The following is a 19,463-nucleotide window of genomic DNA, read 5'->3' as shown; positions in this document are numbered from 1 at the left end:
CTCTGTCCAGGCCGTTTTTATTTGTGCTTCAGTGGCTTAGCGCCGAACCTTGAAACGTCAGTCAAAGGTAAATTGCCGGTAAAGGCGCTTTGCTAAAACCGCTCTAGTGCTTATCTTTCAGCCTTCCCCAAAGAAGACTCCCACGCGCCCAATGGTTGATCACTCCATGCAATCCTCTGCTCCCCGCAACTCTCGTCGCTGGCTGTTCGGCCTGTTTGTCCTGCTGCTGGTGATCGGCCTGTGCTGGAAATTCTGGCCCGCCGGCAGCGCCCCCAAAGAGGGTGCACAGGCGAAGGCCGCGGCCGGGCATACCGGACGCAGCGGCAGCCTGCGCCCTGGCTTCGGCGGCGCCAGCGGGCCGATCCCGGTGCGGGTGGCGCCGGTGACTCAGGGCGACTTCCCGCTGTACTACAAGGCCCTGGGCACGGTGACGGCACTCAACACCATCAATGTGCGCAGCCGGGTGGCGGGGGAGTTGGTCAAGGTCAACTTCGAGGAAGGGCAGATGGTCAAGGCCGGCGACCTGCTGGCGCAGATCGATCCGCGTCCTTATCAGAATGCCTTGCTCCAGGCCGAGGGCACCCTGCTGCAGAACCAGGCCCAGCTGAAGAACGCCCAGGTCGACCTTGAGCGTTATCGCGGCCTGTATGCCCAGGACAGCATCGCCAAACAGACCCTGGACACCGCTGCGGCGCTGGTGGGCCAGTACCAGGGCACGGTCAAGACCAATCAGGCGGCGGTCAACGACGCCAAGCTCAACCTTGAATTCACCAATATCCGCGCGCCGATTGCCGGGCGCGTGGGCCTGCGTCAGCTGGACGTAGGCAACCTGGTGTCGGCCAATGACACCACGGCACTGGTGATCATCACCCAGACCCAGCCCATCAGCGTGGCCTTCACCCTGCCGGAGAACAGCCTGGACACCGTGCTCAAGCGCTACCACAGCGGCGCCAAGCTGCCGGTGGAAGCCTGGGACCGGGGCGATGTGAAATTGCAGGCCAGCGGCATGCTGCAGAGCCTGGACAACCAGATCGACACCACCACCGGCACCCTGAAGTTCAAGGCGCGCTTCGATAACCGCGACCAGGGCCTGTTTCCCAATCAGTTCGTCAATGTGCGGCTGCTGGCCGACACCCTGAAGAATGTGGTGCTGGCACCTTCGGCCGCGATCCAGTTCGGCACCAACGGCACCTTCGTCTACGCCCTGGATGGTGATAACAAGGTGAAGATCCGCCAACTGCAGGTGAGCGACAGCAACGGCGACCTGACGGTGATCAAGGACGGCCTCAAGGCCGGCGACCGGGTGGTGATGGAAGGCACCGACCGCCTCAAGGACGGCAGCGAGGTGGAAGTGGTCAACGACAGCAGTGAAGTGCCCACCAGCCCCACCGAACACCTGCAGGGCAAGCCCGCCGCTGCGCCGGCCGCGGATGGCAAGCCGGTTGATGGCAAGGCGCAAAAGGTCGGCGCATGAATTTCTCGCGACTGTTCATCCTGCGTCCGGTAGCCACCACCCTGAGCATGCTGGCCATTGTCCTGGCCGGCCTGATCGCCTATCGCCTGTTGCCGGTCTCGGCCTTGCCCCAGGTGGACTACCCGACCATCCGGGTCATGACCCTGTACCCCGGGGCCAGCCCGGACGTGATGACCAGCGCGGTCACCGCGCCCCTGGAGCGTCAGTTCGGACAGATGCCCGGCCTGACCCAGATGGCCTCCACCAGCTCCGGTGGCGCCTCGGTGCTGACCCTGCGTTTCAGCCTCGACATCAATATGGACGTGGCCGAGCAACAGGTGCAGGCGGCCATCAACGCCGCCACCAACCTGCTGCCCAAGGACCTGCCGGCGCCGCCGGTGTACAACAAGGTCAACCCGGCGGACACCCCGGTGCTGACCCTGGCCATCACCTCCAAGACCATGCTGCTGCCCAAGCTCAATGACTTGGTGGACACCCGCATGGCACAGAAGATCGCCCAGATCAGCGGCGTCGGCATGGTCAGCATTGCCGGCGGCCAGCGCCAGGCGGTGCGGATCAAGGTCAATCCCGAGGCCCTGGCGGCCAACGGCCTGAACCTGGCGGACGTGCGCACCTTGATTGCCGCGTCCAATGTCAATCAGCCCAAGGGCAACTTTGACGGCCCGACCCGGGTCTCGATGCTCGATGCCAACGACCAGCTGACCTCGCCCAAGGATTACGCCGAGCTGATCCTGGCCTACAAAAATGGTGCACCGCTGCGCCTGAAGGATGTCGCCGAGATCGTCGACGGCGCCGAGAACGAGCGCCTGGCGGCCTGGGCCAACGAAAACCAGGCAGTGCTGCTCAATATCCAGCGCCAGCCCGGGGCCAACGTGATCGAGGTGGTGGACCGGATCAAGGCGCTGCTGCCGAGCATCACCGACAACCTGCCGGCGGGCCTGGACGTCACGGTGCTCACCGACCGCACCCAGACCATCCGCGCCTCGGTCAAGGATGTGCAGCACGAGCTGTTCATCGCCATCGCCCTGGTGGTGATGGTGACCTTCCTCTTTCTGCGTCGGGCCAGCGCCACCCTCATTCCTTCGATTGCCGTGCCGCTGTCGCTGATCGGCACCTTCGGGGTGATGTACCTGGCCGGTTTTTCGGTGAACAACCTGACCCTGATGGCCCTGACCATCGCCACCGGTTTCGTGGTGGACGATGCCATCGTCATGCTGGAGAACATCTCGCGCTTTATCGAGGAGGGCGACAGCCCGATGCAGGCGGCGCTCAAGGGCGCCAAGCAGATCGGCTTCACCCTGATCTCCCTGACCCTGTCGCTGATTGCGGTGCTGATCCCGCTGCTGTTCATGGCGGATGTGGTGGGCCGGCTGTTCCGCGAGTTCGCCATCACCCTGGCGGTGGCGATCCTGATTTCCCTGGTGGTGTCCCTGACCCTGACGCCGATGATGTGTGCGCGGTTGCTCAAGCGTGAGCCCAAGCCTGAGGAGCAGGGGCGCTTCTACCGCGCCAGCGGCGCCTGGATCGACTGGTTGATCGAAAGCTACGGGCGCAAGCTGCAATGGGTGCTCAAGCACCAGTTCCTGACCCTGATGGTGGCCGTCGGCACCCTGGGCCTGACCGTGTTCCTGTACCTGGTGGTGCCCAAGGGCTTCTTCCCGGTGCAGGATACCGGGGTCATCCAGGGCATTTCCGAGGCGCCGCAGTCGGTGTCCTTCGCCGCCATGAGCCAACGCCAGCAAGACCTGGCGAAGATCATCCTGCAGGACCCGGCCGTGGAAAGCCTGTCGTCCTACATCGGCGTCGACGGCGACAACGCGACCCTCAACAGTGGCCGTCTGCTGATCAACCTCAAGCCCCACAACCAGCGTGACCTGAGCGCGGCCCAGGTGATTGCACGGATTCAGCCCGAGGTGGACAAACTGCTGGGCATCCGCCTGTTCATGCAGCCGGTGCAGGATCTGACCATCGAGGACCGGGTCAGTCGTACCCAGTATCAGTTCAGCCTGTCTTCGCCGGACGCCGAGCTGCTGGCCCTGTGGAGCGGGCGCCTGAGCGAAGCCCTGGCCCAGCGCCCGGAACTCACCGACGTGGCCAGCGACCTGCAGGACAAGGGCCTGCAGGTGTACCTGGTGATCGACCGCGATGCGGCGTCCCGGGTCGGGGTTTCGGTGGCCAACATCACCGACGCCCTGTATGACGCCTTCGGCCAGCGGCAGATTTCCACCATCTACACCCAGGCCAGCCAGTACCGGGTGGTGCTCCAGGCCCAGGCTGGCGAGCGCATCGGACCCCAGGCCCTGGAGCAGATCCACGTCAAGACCACCGACGGCGGGCAGGTGCGGCTGTCGAGCCTGGCCCATGTCGAGGAGCGCCAGGCGCAACTGGCCATCGCCCATATCGGCCAGTTCCCGGCGGTGATGATGTCCTTCAACCTGGCGCCCGGTGTGGCCCTGGGGGAGGCGGTTAACGTCATCGAGCAGGTGCAGCAGGACATTGGCATGCCAGTGGGAGTGCAGACCCGCTTCCAGGGCGCCGCCGAGGCTTTCCAGGCGTCGCTGTCGAGCACCTTGCTGCTGATCCTGGCGGCGGTGGTGACCATGTACATCGTCCTGGGGGTGCTCTACGAGAGCTACATCCACCCGATCACCATTCTCTCCACCCTGCCTTCGGCGGCGGTGGGGGCCTTGCTGGCGCTGATCCTCAGCGGCAATGACCTGGGCATGATCGCGATCATCGGCATCATCCTGCTGATCGGCATCGTCAAGAAGAACGCGATCATGATGATCGACTTCGCCCTCGACGCCGAACGCCACCAGGGCATGGCCCCGGAGCAGGCGATCTACCAGGCGGCGCTGCTGCGGTTCCGGCCGATCCTGATGACCACCCTGGCGGCGCTGTTCGGCGCCGTGCCGCTGATGCTGGCCACGGGTTCAGGTGCCGAGCTGCGCCAGCCCCTGGGCCTGGTGATGGTCGGCGGCCTGCTGGTGAGCCAGGTGCTGACCCTGTTCACCACGCCGGTGATCTACCTGTACTTCGACCGCCTGGGTCGGCGCTTCGGCAAAGGTGAAGACGCCCAAGAGGTGGAGGCATGAAGGGCCGCAGCCAGCCTCCAGCCCGGGGCGTTCAGCCATGAACCTGTCCGGACCTTTCATCAAACGCCCGGTGGCGACCATGCTGCTGTCGTTGGCGATCATGCTACTGGGCGGGGTCAGCTTCGGCCTGCTGCCGGTGTCGCCGCTGCCGCAGATGGATTTCCCGGTGATCGTGGTCCAGGCCAGCCTGCCCGGAGCCAGCCCCGAGGTCATGGCGTCCACCGTGGCCACGCCGCTTGAGCGCTCGTTCGGCGCGATTGCCGGGGTCAACACCATGAGCAGCCGCTCCAGCCAGGGCTCGACCCGGGTGATCCTGCAGTTCGACCTGGACCGCGACATCAACGGTGCGGCCCGGGAAGTGCAGGCGGCCATCAACGCCTCGCGCAACCTGCTGCCCAGCGGCATGCGCAGCATGCCCACCTACAAGAAGGTCAACCCGTCCCAGGCGCCGATCATGGTGCTGTCGCTGACCTCCGATGTGCTGGAGAAGGGCCAGCTCTACGACCTGGCCTCGACCATCCTGTCCCAGAGCCTGTCCCAGGTGCAGGGCGTGGGCGAAGTGCAGATCGGCGGCAGCTCCTTGCCGGCGGTGCGCATCGAGCTGGAGCCGCAACTGCTCAACCAGTACGGCGTGGCCCTGGACGACGTGCGCAACGCCATTGCCAACGCCAACCAGCGTCGGCCCAAGGGCTCGGTGGAGGATGACCAGCGGCTGTGGCAGATCCAGGCCAACGATCAGCTGGAAAAGGCCCGCGACTACGAGCCGCTGATCATCCACTACAAGGACGGTGCGGCCCTGCGTCTGAAAGACGTGGCCAAGGTCAGCGACGGCGTGGAGGACCGCTACAACAGCGGTTTCTTCAACGACGATGCGGCGGTGCTGCTGGTGATCAACCGTCAGGCCGGGGCCAACATCATCGAGACGGTGAACGAGATCAAGGCCCAGCTGCCGGCGTTGCAGGCGGTGCTGCCGGCCAGCGTCAAGCTCAACCTGGCCATGGACCGCTCGCCGGTGATCAAGGCCACCCTGCACGAGGCGGAGATGACCCTGTTGATCGCCGTGGCCCTGGTGATCCTGGTGGTGTTCCTGTTCCTTGGCAATTTCCGCGCGTCGGTGATCCCGACCCTGGCGGTGCCGGTGTCCCTGGTGGGCACGTTCGCCATCATGTACCTGTACGGTTTTTCGCTGAACAACCTGTCGCTGATGGCGCTGATCCTCGCCACCGGGCTGGTGGTGGACGACGCCATCGTGGTCCTGGAGAACATTTCCCGGCACATCGACGAAGGTATCGCGCCGATGAAGGCGGCATACCTGGGGGCCAAGGAGGTGGGCTTCACCCTGCTGTCGATGAACGTGTCGCTGGTGGCGGTGTTCCTGTCGATCCTGTTCATGGGCGGGATCATCGAGAGCCTGTTTCGTGAGTTCTCCATCACCCTGGCAGCGGCCATCGTGGTGTCCCTGGTGGTGTCCCTGACCCTGACCCCGATGCTCTGCGCGCGCTGGCTCAAGCCCCACACCCCGGGCCAGGAAAACGCCTTGCAACGCTGGAGCCGGCGCAGCAACGAGTGGATGGTGGGCAAGTACGCCACCAGCCTGGACTGGGTGCTGCGGCACAAGCGCCTGACCCTGCTCAGCCTGCTGGTCACCATCGGCGTCAACGTGGCCCTGTACGTGGTGGTGCCCAAGACCTTCATGCCGCAGCAGGACACCGGCCAGTTGATCGGCTTCGTGCGCGGCGACGACGGCCTGTCCTTCAGCGTGATGCAGCCGAAGATGGAGATCTTCCGCCGCGCGGTGCTCAAGGACGCCGCGGTGGAAAGCGTGGCCGGCTTTATCGGCGGCAGCAACGGCACCAACAACGCCTTCATGCTGGTGCGCCTCAAGCCGATCAAGGAGCGCGACATCTCGGCGCAGAAGGTCATCGAGCGTTTGCGCAAGGAAATGCCCAAGGTGCCCGGCGCGCAACTGATGCTGATGGCCGACCAGGACCTGCAGTTCGGCGGCGGCCGCGAGCAGACCACCTCGCAGTATTCCTACATCCTGCAAAGCGGCGATCTGGGCGAGCTGCGCCAGTGGTACCCGAAAGTGGTGACCGCGCTGCGCGCCTTGCCTGAGCTGACCGCCATCGACGCCCGCGAAGGCCACGGCGCCCAGCAAGTGACTCTGATCGTCGACCGTGACCAGGCCAAGCGCCTGGGGGTGGACATGGACATGGTCACCGCCGTGCTCAACAACGCCTACAGCCAGCGGCAGATCTCCACCATCTACGACAGCCTCAACCAGTATCAGGTGGTGATGGAGGTCAACCCGAAATACGCCCGGGACCCGATTACCCTGAATCAGGTGCAGGTGATCACCAGCGAGGGCGCGCGGATTCCCTTGTCGACCATCGCCCATTATGAAAACAGCCTGGAAGACGACCGGGTCAGCCACGAAGGGCAGTTCGCCTCGGAAAGCATTTCCTTCGACATGGCCGAAGGCGTGACGGTGGAGCAGGGCACCGCGGCCATCGAGCGGGCGATTGCCAAGCTGGGCATGCCCGAGGACGTGATCGTCAAGATGGCCGGCACCGCCGACGCCTTCGCCGCCACCCAGAAGAGCCAGCCGTTCATGATTCTCGGGGCATTGCTGGCGGTGTACCTGGTGCTTGGGGTGCTCTATGAAAGCTACATTCACCCGCTGACCATCCTCTCCACGCTGCCGTCGGCCGGGGTCGGCGCCTTGCTCTCGATCTACGTGCTGGGCGGCGAGTTCAGCCTGATCTCGCTGCTGGGGCTGTTCCTGCTGATCGGGGTGGTGAAGAAGAACGCGATCCTGATGATCGACCTGGCGCTGCAACTGGAGCGCCACCAGGGCCTGGACCCGCTGCAATCGATCCGCAGCGCCTGCCTGCAACGCCTGCGGCCGATCCTGATGACCACCCTGGCGGCGATCCTGGGTGCCTTGCCCCTGTTGCTGGGCAACGCCGAAGGCTCGGAAATGCGCCAGCCCCTGGGCCTGACCATCATTGGCGGCCTGGTCTTCAGCCAGATCCTGACCCTTTACACCACCCCGGTGGTCTACCTCTACCTCGATCGCCTGCGCCACAAGTTCAACCACTGGCGTGGGGTCCGTACCGATGCTGCTCTGGAAACGCCGCTATGACCGACCAATCGTCCCGTCCTGTTTCTCCGCTGTCCGCCCAGCGCCTGGCCATGGCCCGGGGTTCGCGGGCCTTGAGCCTGGGCCTGTGCGTGGCGCTGCTCAGTGCCTGCGCCATCGGTCCCGACTATCAGCGCCCCCAGGTGGCCGAACCGGTGCAGTACAAGGAGGCCCAGGGCTGGCGTCAGGCCAACCCCAGCGATGCCCTGGCCCGTGGCGCCTGGTGGGAGCTGTACGGTGACACTCAGCTCAATGGCCTGATCGAGAAGCTCAACAACTCCAACCAGAGCGTCGCCCAATCGGAAGCGCAATACCGTCAGGCCCAGGCCCTGGTGCGCAGCTCCCGGGGAGCGTTCTTTCCCAGTGTCGACTTGAGCGCCGGCAAGACCCGGGCCAGCCAGGGCACCGGCAGCAGCAACTCGGGGCTGAGCAGTTCCAGCAGCGGCATTCGAGACACCTACAACACCCAATTGGGGGTGAGCTGGGAGGCGGACATCTGGGGCAAGCTGCGCCGCGGCCTGGAGGCCAACCAGGCCAGTGCCGAGGCGAGCTTCGCCGATCTGGCGGCCATGCGCCTGAGCCAGCAGTCGGAGCTGGTGCAGAACTACCTGCAACTGCGGGTGATCGATGAGCAGAAGCGCTTGCTGGAAGCCACGGTGGCGGCTTACCAGCGCTCCCTGACCATGACGCAGAACCAGTATCAGGCCGGGGTATCCGGCAAGGATGCGGTGGCCCAGGCCCAGACCCAGCTCAAAAGCACCCAGGCCGACCTGATCGACCTGATCTGGCAGCGGGCGCAGTTCGAGAACGCCATCGCGGTGTTGATCGGCGTGCCGCCGGCGCAGTTCAACCTGGCAGAAACCCCGCAGATTCCGGCGCTGCCCCAGGTGCCCCTGGCGCTGCCCTCGCAGTTGCTGGAGCGGCGTCCGGACATCGCCTCGGCGGAGCGTTCGGTGATCGCGGCCAACGCCAATATCGGCGTGGCCAAGGCCGCCTATTACCCGGACCTGACCCTGAGCCTGGCCGGAGGCTACAGCAGCAGTACCTACGCCGACTGGATCAGCGTGCCGAACCGGTTCTGGTCGGTGGGGCCGAAACTGGCCATGACCCTGTTCGATGGTGGCCAGCGCTCGGCGGAAGTGGATCGCACTGAAGCCGCCTACGACCAGACTGTGGCCAAGTACCGACAGACTGTGCTCGACGGTTTCCGCGAGGTGGAGAACTACATGATCCAGCTCAAGGTTCTGGAAGACGAAGCCCAGGTGCGCCAGCAGGCCCTGGATTCGGCGCGTGAGGCCCTGCGCCTGACCGAGAACCAGTACAAGGCCGGATTGATCGCCTACCTGGACGTGGTCACCAGCCAGGCCACTGCCCTGAGCAACGAGCGCAGCGTCCTCAGCTTGCTGCAGAGCCGGTTGATTGCCAGCGTGCAATTGATCGCCGCGCTGGGGGGTGGCTGGGATGGTCAGGTGCAGGGCGAAGGGCAGAAATAGGCCGCCGCCAGGGCTTTGCGCAGGGGCAGATGCATGCCCCCTGCGACATGGGCAAAGCCTTTGGCCACAAGGGCTGTAGGGGTATTAAGGGCCGGTGCCAGACGTTCTGTCTGGCTACTGGCTTTTTGCTCACTTTGTAGATGCGTTCTTCTACGCAATCAGTACAATCTGCGCTTTTTCCCGCCGAGCAAACTGTCGGCACAACGACCAAGAGATGCCCCATGCTCATCGGTAGTTACTCCCCCGCACTGGTCGTGATTTCCATTTTCGTGGCGATCCTCGCTTCCTATACCGCCCTTGATCTCACCGGTCGCATTGCCACCACCAAAGGCCGTGCAGCCTATCTATGGATGTGCGGCGGAGCCCTGGCCATGGGCGTTGGTGTGTGGTCGATGCACTTTATCGGCATGCTCGCGTTCTCGCTGCCCATCGACCTGGGCTACGACATCGTGCTGACCGCCTTGTCGTTGCTGATTTCCATCCTGTCCTGTGGTTTTGCCCTGTGGCTGGTGAGCCAGCCGCGCCTGCCGCTGGGGCAATTGCTGTTCGGTGCCTTGATCATGGGCACCGGCATCAGCGGCATGCACTACACCGGCATGGCGGCCATGCGCATGCAGCCGGGTATCGACTACGACCCGAGCCTGTTCAGCGCCTCGTTGCTGATTGCCTTTGGTGCTTCGCTGGCGGCGCTGTGGATCGCCTTTCACCTGCGCCAGAACACGCCCCATGTGCGTCTTGCCCGTACCGGCGCGGCGATTGTGATGGGCTTTGCCATTGTCGGTATGCACTACACCGGCATGGCCGCGGCGCGTTTCGCCGATGGCAGCTTCTGCGGTGCGCTGGGCAATGGCTTGAGCGGCAACGGCCTGGACAATCTGGTGCTGATCACCACCCTGGCGGTGCTGATCATTGCCTTGCTGACCTCGGTGCTGGATGCGCGGCTGGAAGCCCGCACCGCGGTGCTGGCGCAGTCCTTGACCGAGGCCAACAAAGAACTGACCCAGCTGGCCCTGCACGACACCCTGACCGGGCTGCCCAATCGCATCCTGCTGGCGGACCGCATCGATCAGGCCATGCACCGGGTCACCGCCCATGGTGGCTGCTTTGCGCTGATGTTCATCGATCTGGACGGCTTCAAGCCGGTCAATGACGCCTTCGGTCACCACATGGGCGACCAGTTGCTGCGAGAAGTGGCCCAGCGCCTGCGCGAGGACCTGCGCACTGAGGACACCCTGGCGCGGATCGGTGGCGACGAGTTCGTGCTGCTGGTACAGCTCGGCGAGCCGGAAGATGCCCTGCGGCTGGCGGCACGCCAGGTGGGCCTGGTGTCCCGTTCGTTCCGCGTGGCCGACCACGATTTGCAGATTTCCGCCAGCATCGGCATCGCGGTGTATCCGGGCAATGGCCTGACCGCCCAGGAACTGTTGATGAACGCCGACGCGGCCATGTATCACGCCAAGGCCACCGGCAAGAACGGCTACAGTTTTTTCGACGCATCGATGAACACCAATGCCCGGCGTCAACTGCAGTTGCTTCAGGACCTGCGCAATGCCCTGGAACATCAGCAGTTCCGCCTGTATTACCAACCCAAGTTCGATGCCAGCAATGGTCGTCCGGTGGGGGCCGAGGCCCTGTTGCGCTGGGAACATCCGCAGCACGGCCTGCTGCTGCCGGACAAGTTCATCGAACTGGCGGAGAAGAGCGGACTGATCATCGCCATCGGCGACTGGGTGCTCCAGGAAGCCTGCCGACAGATGCGCGAGTGGTATGTCCTGGGTTATACCCACTGGCGGATCGCGGTGAACCTCTCGGCCCTGCAGTTCTGTCACGTGGGGCTGGTCAAGAGCGTGCAGGAGGCCTTGCAGCGCTACCAGTTGCCGGCCAATAACCTGACCCTGGAGATCACCGAGACCACGGCGATGAACGACGCCGACGTCAGCATGATCGTCCTGCAGCAGTTGGCGGACATGGGGGTGGACCTGTCCATCGACGACTTCGGCACCGGCTATTCGAGCCTGATGTACCTCAAGCGCCTGCCGGCCAACGAGCTGAAGATCGACCGTGGCTTTGTCCGCGACCTGGAGCACGACAGCGACGACGCCGCCATCGTCTCGGCGATTGTCGCCCTGGGGCAGGCCCTGGGCCTGCGCATCGTCGCCGAGGGGGTGGAAACCGGGGTGCAGCAGACCTTCCTCACCCAACTGGGCTGCGATTCGTTGCAGGGCTATTACCTGGGCCAGCCATTGCCGCCCGAAGGCTTCATGCAGGGCATTCAGCTGGCTGAACACAAGTCCTGAGCGAATCCCTGGCGGCAGTTCCTGCGACCTTTGGATGAGGGCTGATTGATGTCACTGCGGTTTTCATCGCTGCCGGTGCAGTGTTTAATGACGGGCGTTGAAACGATCAGTCAGGGAGTCGGCAGCATGGACAAAGTCATCGTCATCACCGGTGGCGGGCGGGGAATCGGCGCAGCCACGGCGTTGCTGGCTGCTCAGCAGGGTTTCAAGGTGTGCATCAACTATCAGGCCGATGAACAGTCGGCTCAGCAGGTTCTGGAGCAGGTCCGCGCTCTGGGCGCCCTGGCCATTGCGGTGCGGGCCGATGTCAGCATCGAGGACGAGGTCATTGGCCTGTTTCACCGGGTCGACAACGAACTGGGCCGGGTCACTGCACTGGTCAACAACGCTGGCACCGTGGGGCACAAGTCCCGTCTCGACGAAATGTCCGAATTCCGTATCCAGAAGATCATGAAGACCAATGTCATGGGGCCGATCCTCTGCGCCAAGCACGCGGTGCTGCGCATGTCGCCGCGCCATGGCGGGCAGGGTGGCAGCATCGTCAACGTGTCGTCGGTGGCCGCGCGCCTGGGGTCTCCGGGCGAGTACGTCGACTACGCCGCCTCCAAGGGCGCGCTGGACACCTTTACCATCGGCCTGTCCAAGGAAGTGGCGGGCGAGGGTATCCGCGTCAATGCGGTGCGCCCGGGTTACATCTACACCGATTTTCATGCCCTGAGCGGCGATGCCGACCGGGTCAGCAAACTGGAAACGGCGATTCCCATGGGGCGTGGCGGACGTCCCGACGAAGTGGCCGAAGCCATTCTCTGGCTGCTGTCGGACAAGGCTTCCTACGCCACCGGCACCTTCGTCGACCTGGGCGGCGGCCGCTGAGCTCCGACCGCGCTTCCCTGCAGGAGCCAGCTGGCCGGCGAAGAGGCCCTTGAGCCTTGTGCCGACCTTGCAGGGTTCGTCGCTGGCAAGCCAGTCCCTGCGGGTTCCTTCAGTTGGCGCGGCGGCGGCCGGGGCCGATCAGCAACGCCAGCAACAGCCCCAGCACGTTGATGGCAAAGCCCATCAACAACGGCGCCAGGTACCCCAGGGTTTCCCCCGGACGGGTGCAGCTGTAGCCATATCCGTAGCCTTGTTCATGGGCCCAGACGTCCGGTGTGGCGCCCAGGTCCACGGGTGCCGAAGGCTCGGGCTGCTCCTCGGAGAACCCCAGGTTCGAATGGCTCGCGCTGCGCCTTTCCAGCTGTTCGATGGCCTGCAACTGGGCGTCGTTGCAGCGGCTTTGCGCCCAACTGCCCACCACCACCAGGGTCGACAACAACAGCAGCAGAGGCACCGGGTAGTAGCGCCGGGTGCGCAGCAGGGGCGCCACCAGCAGCCCGGCGAAGAAACCGGCCAGCAGCAGATTGATCCAGTACCAGGGGGCGCCTTCCAAGCTTGGCGGTACCAGGAACGACAGCAGCAGTGGCAGGACAACGCGGGCGAACAGCAGGCACAAGGCCGCCGCAAGCAGAGTGATCAGCAGGGTCTTGATCCAGGATTTCATGGGCAGTGCATCACCTTTTTTAAGCAGGGGAGGTCAACGGGGCGTATCAGTCCGGTATCACCCCTTGGGAAATTGGCGGGGTAAAGCGTCGGGCGTATTCGAGCATCTCCCGGGGGAAGATCATGTGCTTGACCGCGCTGTCGTCCAGACCGAACAGGTAGGCCACGGCAGCGGCTTCAAAGGCCCAGTAGCCGAAGTAGGAACCCTCGTCGCCTTGCAGGTGGGAGTCGTGCCAGGGAGCCTGTTCGAACGCCTCGTACCACTGGTTGCAGTACTCCACCAGCAGTTGCCGCGGCTCGTCCGGGTCTTCGCTGTAGATCGCCCAGATCAGGGGCGAGTAGAGGCTGTGGTACCACTCATCGAGCTCGGCGCGATCCGGCAGGTAGGGCTTGAGCAGGTCCTCGATCAGGGTGTCCTGGCCGCCAAAGCCGGCGCGGTCCTGCAGCAGCACCAGACGCGGTAGCAGGTCGCTGCGTTGCAGGAGGATGCACAGGCTGATCACCTGGACATATTCCTCGTACTCGTCGGGGTAGTCTTCGATGTTCAGTGGCGCGATATCCGGCCGTTCTTCATAAACCTCCAGCTTGCGCTGGTAGTCCTCGTAGCCTTCGATCACCCCGTCCAGCTCCCGGGCCAGTTGCTCCATGGGGGCACCGCCGGTGTAGCCCAGGATCAAATGGTGCAGGCGCGCGCTTCGCACCGTGGAGGCCTTGAGGGAGGCTTCCTGCTCGGGGCTGTCGGCCATCATCGAATGGGTCTGCCAATGGGCCTCTTCGCCGGCCAGGCTTTCGAGGAAGTCGTGGTACTGCTTGTGGCTGAGAAACACTTGTCTGCGGTTCATGTCGGTGCCTTGTCTCAGTACACGGGAATCAGGGTGAAGGGCGCCTTGCGCTGCGAGGTTTCCAGCAGCAGGGTCGCCAGGTCGACTTCGGCGGGCTCCAGGTCGAGCGCTTCCAGCTCTTCTTCCAGTTGCTGCGCATCGGCCGCCAGGGCCTTGATCGGCTGGCGCAGGTAGGGGCGCGGGTCTTCGCCGTAGTAGATCTTCACCGGGCCCTCAGGGATGCCTTCCAGGCGGGCAAAACCCTCTTCGTCGAGGCTGCCCTCGGCTTGCGAGCCGTCACTGAACACCGCTCGGTAAGCGGCGCCGGACACCGGTTCCAGGTTGGGGTAGTGCAGGTTCAGCTCCAGCCAGTGACCTTCGCCGGTGAGGTGTTCCAGGCCCTGGTTGATGTCCTGGGCAAGGCTCGCGGCGTCCTGGCTTGCCGGCTGCGGCGCGGGGGAGAGGGTGGTTGCGCGCGGCTCCAGGGAAGACTGCGGCTTGGGCACCAGGGCCGGGCCGCGGCTGTGGGCGGCGGCCGAGTTGTTGCGCTGCTCGGCGATCCACGGGGCGATGCGCTCTTGCACCGAGGCCATGAGGAATTCGGTGTGTTCGCAGGCTTCGTTGAGGTTGTGCAGCACCAGGCGCTGCTGCTGGGGCGTCAGGCCGTTGAAGGTGCTGGAGGCGCTCACGCCGCGGATGATCTCGGGCAGTTCTTCGGCCAGGCGCATTGGGTCCAGGCACTTTTCCAGCAGCTGTTCGGGGCTGGTTTTCAGGCGGCAGGCCATCAGGGCGTAGCGGATCATGTCGAAGAGCTTTTCGGCGTGGCGCTGGGGCGCGCGGTTGATCAGGCGCAGGAGGATCTTCAGGCCTTGTCCCGGGCCGGGGATCCAGCCGATCAGGGCCAGGGCCAGGTCGAAGAAGGCGTCTTCCTCGTCCTTGGGGTTGTTGATGGCGTCCAGTTCGAAGATCGCCTGGATGCAGTCGTAGGCGTTGAGTTCCTGGGTCAGCAGGGGCAGGCGGCCGCGTTCGATGGCCTTGAGCAGTTCGGCCTTGGCCTCTGGGTAGTCGTCGTAATACAGGTCTTCGACCATGACGTGTTCCTTTCCCTGGAAAATTGGAGTGCGGATGCTGAAGGAAACGAGGGGGTGGGGCAAGGGAGTTTTGGTTCTTTCAGGGGCTGGAATGCCGACCCAGACAAACGCCCATCGTGTCTAAAGGGGCAGGCAGATCAAAAGCCTAAGCAAGACGGCGGCCTACCGGCCTGGTTTCATTTGTCCTTTACAGGGCGACGTTGCGCTTGGCAGGGCCGAAGGTCCTGCGGACCTTTTCGCAGCTTCGCCATGGCTCAGCAGCGGCTACAGAACAACATAGGACCCTGTAGCCGCTGCCGCAGGCTGCGAACGGCTCCGCAGGAGACGCAGGGATCTTGAGGCTGCCCAAGATCGGCGGGCGATCGTCAGGCAAGGTCCTGCGGACCTTTTCGCAGCTTCGCCGTGGCTCAGCAGCGGCTACAGAACAACATAGGGCCCTGTAGCCGCTGCCGCAGGCTGCGAACGGCTCCGCAGGAGACGCAGGGATCTTGAGGCTGCCCAAGATCGGCGGGCGATCGTCAGGCAAGGTCCTGCGGACCTTTTCGCAGCTTCGCAGGCTCAGCAGCGGCTACAGAACAATATAGGGCTCTGTAGCCGCTGCCGCAGGCTGCGAACGGCCGACGCAGCAGGCGCTAAACCTGCCACCCCGATGCACCTGATACACCCCATCGCCCGACTCCCCGTGCGCCTGCACCACTCAAAAGGAGCGGATGATCCGCCCCAGGGTTTCCATGGCCTGTTCCGCCGCTTCGTTCCAGGGGCTGCCGTAGTTCAGGCGGATGCAGTTGCGAAAGCGCTGGGTCGGGGAAAAGATCGGCCCGGGGGCGATGCTGATGCCCTGGGCCAGGGCCATCTGGAACAGTTTCAACGAGTCCATCTGCGGTGGCAGTTCCAGCCACAGGAAGTAGCCGCCCGCCGGCTGGCTGACCCGGGTCTGCGCCGGGAAGTAGCGGGCAATTGCCGCCAGCATGGCGCTCTGCTGTTCTTCCAGGGCGTAGCGCAGTTTGCGCAGGTGGCGGTCGTAGCCGCCGTGCTGCAGGTAGTCGGCAATCGCCGCCTGGGCCGGCATCGAGGCGCACAGCGAGGTCATGAGTTTCAGCCGTTCGATTTTCTGCGCGTAACGCCCAGCGGCCACCCAGCCGATGCGGTAGCCGGGGGCCAGGCTCTTGGCGAAGGAGCCGCAGTGCATCACCAGGCCTTCGGTGTCGAAGGCCTTGGCCGGTTTTGGCGCTTGCTGGCCGTAGTACAGCTCGGCGTAGACGTCGTCTTCGATCAGTGGCACTTGATGCTGGCGCAGCAGTTCCACCAATTCCTGCTTCTTGGCCTCGGGCATGCTCGCGCCCATGGGGTTCTGGAAGTTGGTCATGCACCAGCAGGCCTTGATCGGGTGCCGCTCCAGGGTCTGGGCCAGGACCCCAAGGTCGATGCCGTCTCGCGGGTGCACGGGTATTTCCACCGCCTTGAGCTTGAGCCGTTCCAGCACTTGCAGGCTGGCATAGAAGGCCGGGGCCTCGATGGCCACCAGGTCGCCGGGCTCGGTCACGGCCTGCAGGCACAGGTTCAGGGCCTCCAGGGCGCCGTTGGTGATCAGCAGTTCCTCCATGGGCAGCATCAGCCCGGCCACCATGTAGCGCAGGGCGATCTGGCGGCGCAGTTGCGGGTTGCCCGGGGACATGTCGGTGACCACCACCCGCGGGTCCATCTCGCGGCTGGCGCTGGCCAGGGAGCGGGACAGGCGTTGCAAGGGGAACAGGGTCGGGCTGGGGAAGGCCGAGCCGAAGGGCACGGTGCTCGGGTCCTTGATCGAGTCGAGCACCGAGAACACCAGTTCGCTGACATCGACTTCGGTGGATTCGTTGACTTCGCTGCTGATCACCGGCTCGGAGAACGGGCTCGGTGCGTGAGCATTGACGAAGTAGCCGGAGCGCGGGCGGGCACGGATCAGGCCGCGACGCTCCAGCAGGTAATAGGCCTGGAACACCGTTGACGGGCTGACCCCGTAGGTCTGGCTGGCGTAGCGCACCGAAGGCACGCGCTGGCCAGGGCCCAGTACCCCGGAGCGGATCAGTTCGGCGATGTCGTCGGCGAATTTTTCGTAGCGTTTCATCTGCGGTGCAAGATCCAGTCTGGTCATCGGGTCTAGGTGTTCAGATTCGCAAGGGAAGGCTCGACGGCCAGGGTGGTGCCCATGGCGGCGTCGAGTACAGGGTTCCCGTGGCCGAGGGACGGCAGCAGGCTCCCTGGCCACGGCATTCTAGAGGCTCAGCGGTTCATCGGCGCAACAAAACGGCTTTTGGCGATGGCGTAAACGCTTGGCTCATCGCTGTCGGCGACCTTGAAGCTGATGGCCTGGGAGCTGCTTTGTGGGCGGTCCTGGGTCATCGCCACCGAGACCGGCAGGTCGGTGATTTCGCCCGGGGCCAGGCTCAGTTCGGTCTTGCCCTGCAGTTCGAAGCCATCGCCATCCACCAGGGCCAGGCGGTAGTTCTGGCGCTCCTGGGTCTTGTTGATGATCTTCAGGCTGTAGATGTTCTCGATCTGCCCCAGGGCGTTTTCGCGGAACAGGCCACGGTCCTTGCTCACGTCCAGGGACACCATCGGCCGTTGCACCAGGGCCAGGGCCAGGGCGCCGATCATCACCAGCAGCACCGCGCTGTAGCCCACCAGGCGCGGCCGCAGCAGGTGAGTCTTGCCCCCTTGCAGTTGGTGTTCCGAGGTGTAGGCGATCAGGCCCCGGGCGTAGCCCATCTTGTCCATGATCGAGTCGCAGGCGTCGATGCAGGCGGCGCAGCCGATGCATTCCATCTGCAGGCCGTCGCGAATGTCGATGCCGGTAGGGCAGACCTGCACGCACACCTGGCAGTCGATGCAGTCGCCCAGGCCGACGTCGGCGGGCTTGACGTCACGCTTGCGCGGGCCGCGGCTTTCACCGCGCACCGGGTTGTAGGAGATGGTCAGGGTGTCCTTGTCGAACATCACGCTCTGGAAGCGCGCATAAGGGCACATGTGCATGCACACCGCCTCGCGCAGCCAGCCGGCGTTGATGTAGGTGGCCGCGGCGAAGAACAGCACCCAGAACAGACTCAGTCCACCGATCTGCAGGGTCAGCAGTTCCTGGGCCAGAGGGCGGATCGGGGTGAAGTAGCCAACGAAGGTCAGGCCGGTGAGCAGGCTGATGCCCAGCCACAAGGTGTGCTTCATGGCCCGGCGGGCCAGCTTGTTCAGGCCCCAGGGCGCAGCTTGCAGCTTGATGCGCTGGTTGCGTTCACCTTCAGTGACCTTCTCGCACCACATGAACAGCCAGGTCCAGGAACTTTGCGGGCAGGTGTAGCCGCACCAGACCCGGCCGGCGAACACCGTGATGGCGAACAGGCCGAAGGCGCAGATGATCAGCAGCGCCGAGAGGAGGATGAAGTCCTGAGGCCAGAAGGTCGCGCCGAAGATGTGGAACTTGCTTTCGGCCAGGTCCCAGAGCACCGCCTGGCGGCCGCCCCAGTTCAACCAGACCGTGCCGAAGAACAGCAGGAACAGGAAACCTGCGCCGGTCATGCGCAGGGTACGGAACAAACCGGTGAAGCTGCGGGTGTAAACGTGTTTGTCGGTGGTCTTCGACTTCATCTGTTTAGGGGGTGAAGGTTCGAAGGTCTCTACTAATCGGACGGGGATTCTTTCGCTCATGGTCGTTCGCTCATCAGCCTCCATCAGGCCGCGCAACTATGACCACGGATCTGTTTGCATAACAGACTCAGGTATTTGATAAAAAACCGTATCAGATGAGCCTTTACGGTGCCCCTGCGACAACTTGCTGCACCCCCTCAAGAGCTACCAGGGAAGGCCGCAGGGGCCTCTGGCACAGGCCTTCGCGGCGAGCCCTGATCCAGATCAGTCAAATCACCGAATCACCGTCGGTGGCCTTCAGATGGCGCCGACCGTCGGTGGCGCCTGCTACGGTCAAAGCATCGGCTTCTGCTTCGGTGATGTAGAGGCGTTCTCCCGCCAGCTCCACCGCCGACATGGATTTGGCAGCGTCGGTGATGACGGTCAGGGCGCTGGCGGGAAGGCGTTGGTGGAGGGTGTCGGTGTCGATGTAGCAGGTCTGGTTTTCGATGCGCAGGCTCATGATGCGTACCTCTTGGCAATGGGCGTACAGATTGGGCTGCAGGGCCTGGCCAGGGTTCGGTCGCGGCGATCAACGGTGGTCGTTGCAGGCCGGCGGGTGCAGGAGCCGGCTGCCGGCGAACAGGCCCGTCAAGAGGGCGGGCGTTTTGGCCGGCAAGCTGGCTGCTGTGGTGTCAGCGGGTCGACGCTCCATGCGTGACCACCACCGGCGGCATGGTATTGGGAGGATCGCCCTTGGGCGGTGGGGTGGTCTCTGGTGGTTCCTGCTCGGGAACCGGTTGCGGCTCGCTGGGGGGCAGGGTCGGTTGGTCGATGTTCGGATCGGGAGTTTCTGCCGGGATCGGGATATTCATCGCTGTGGCCTCCTTTGTGCTTGTCGATGCACGGGCTCTCTG

General features: G+C 64.3%; 13 protein-coding genes. 6 read left to right on the top strand and 7 right to left on the bottom strand.

What is annotated here, in order from left to right; genetic code table 11:
* Positions 1-151: 151 nt before the first annotated feature.
* The 6 genes from Q8O96_RS27705 to Q8O96_RS27680 all read left to right on the top strand — a co-directional run bounded on the left by Q8O96_RS27705 (position 152) and on the right by Q8O96_RS27680 (position 12,374).
* On the top strand, positions 152-1,474 hold the full coding sequence (locus Q8O96_RS27705) for an MdtA/MuxA family multidrug efflux RND transporter periplasmic adaptor subunit (RefSeq protein ID WP_115580141.1): 1,323 nt from the start codon (positions 152-154) through the stop codon (positions 1,472-1,474).
* Positions 1,471-4,569, top strand: coding sequence for an MdtB/MuxB family multidrug efflux RND transporter permease subunit (locus Q8O96_RS27700; protein ID WP_102863427.1), 3,099 nt, complete (start codon positions 1,471-1,473; stop codon positions 4,567-4,569). The genes Q8O96_RS27705 and Q8O96_RS27700 overlap by 4 nt, the downstream gene beginning before the upstream one ends.
* A 37-nt stretch (positions 4,570-4,606) precedes the next feature.
* Positions 4,607-7,714, top strand: a complete 3,108-nt coding sequence (locus tag Q8O96_RS27695) for an efflux RND transporter permease subunit (protein ID WP_102863428.1) — start codon at positions 4,607-4,609, stop codon at positions 7,712-7,714.
* Positions 7,711-9,204 carry an efflux transporter outer membrane subunit gene (locus tag Q8O96_RS27690; RefSeq protein ID WP_102863429.1) on the top strand — a complete coding sequence of 498 codons (1,494 nt, stop codon included), beginning with the start codon at positions 7,711-7,713 and terminating at the stop codon, positions 9,202-9,204. The genes Q8O96_RS27695 and Q8O96_RS27690 overlap by 4 nt, the downstream gene beginning before the upstream one ends.
* A gap of 221 nt (positions 9,205-9,425) precedes the next feature.
* On the top strand, positions 9,426-11,501 hold the full coding sequence (locus Q8O96_RS27685) for a bifunctional diguanylate cyclase/phosphodiesterase (protein WP_102863430.1): 2,076 nt from the start codon (positions 9,426-9,428) through the stop codon (positions 11,499-11,501).
* A gap of 126 nt (positions 11,502-11,627) precedes the next feature.
* Positions 11,628-12,374 carry an SDR family oxidoreductase gene (locus tag Q8O96_RS27680; RefSeq protein ID WP_305949787.1) on the top strand — a complete coding sequence of 249 codons (747 nt, stop codon included), beginning with the start codon at positions 11,628-11,630 and terminating at the stop codon, positions 12,372-12,374.
* 109 nt (positions 12,375-12,483) lie between these two features.
* Here the strand turns inward: Q8O96_RS27680 and Q8O96_RS27675 are convergent, their stop codons facing one another.
* The 7 genes from Q8O96_RS27675 to Q8O96_RS27645 all read right to left on the bottom strand — a co-directional run bounded on the left by Q8O96_RS27675 (position 12,484) and on the right by Q8O96_RS27645 (position 19,421).
* The gene (locus tag Q8O96_RS27675; RefSeq protein ID WP_207165935.1) at positions 12,484-13,038 is read right to left on the bottom strand and encodes a hypothetical protein; all 555 of its coding nucleotides are present in this window, start codon (positions 13,036-13,038) and stop codon (positions 12,484-12,486) included.
* 46 nt (positions 13,039-13,084) lie between these two features.
* A complete protein-coding gene (locus Q8O96_RS27670; RefSeq protein WP_102863433.1) occupies positions 13,085-13,879 on the bottom strand; it encodes a PoNe immunity protein domain-containing protein in 795 nt (264 codons plus the stop codon).
* 14 nt (positions 13,880-13,893) lie between these two features.
* Positions 13,894-14,949, bottom strand: a complete 1,056-nt coding sequence (locus tag Q8O96_RS27665; RefSeq protein WP_305949786.1) for a hypothetical protein — start codon at positions 14,947-14,949, stop codon at positions 13,894-13,896.
* 697 nt (positions 14,950-15,646) lie between these two features.
* A complete protein-coding gene (mapR, locus tag Q8O96_RS27660; protein WP_053151441.1) occupies positions 15,647-17,056 on the bottom strand; it encodes a GntR family transcriptional regulator MpaR in 1,410 nt (469 codons plus the stop codon).
* Positions 17,057-17,211: 155 nt separating this feature from the next.
* Positions 17,212-18,627: a cytochrome c oxidase accessory protein CcoG gene (gene ccoG, locus Q8O96_RS27655; protein ID WP_102863435.1), complete on the bottom strand. Its 1,416-nt coding sequence runs from the start codon at positions 18,625-18,627 to the stop codon at positions 17,212-17,214.
* A 208-nt stretch (positions 18,628-18,835) separates the two neighbouring features.
* The gene (locus Q8O96_RS27650) at positions 18,836-19,069 is read right to left on the bottom strand and encodes a DUF3203 family protein (protein ID WP_102863436.1); all 234 of its coding nucleotides are present in this window, start codon (positions 19,067-19,069) and stop codon (positions 18,836-18,838) included.
* 172 nt (positions 19,070-19,241) lie between these two features.
* A complete protein-coding gene (locus Q8O96_RS27645) occupies positions 19,242-19,421 on the bottom strand; it encodes a hypothetical protein (protein WP_102863437.1) in 180 nt (59 codons plus the stop codon).
* Positions 19,422-19,463: the final 42 nt, after the last annotated feature.

The organism is Pseudomonas sp. LPH60 (genome assembly GCF_030718165.1).
Lineage (GTDB): Bacteria > Pseudomonadota > Gammaproteobacteria > Pseudomonadales > Pseudomonadaceae > Aquipseudomonas > Aquipseudomonas danubii.
Note: the sequence above shows the minus strand (reverse complement) of the source record. Positions and strands in the feature narration are given on the sequence as shown.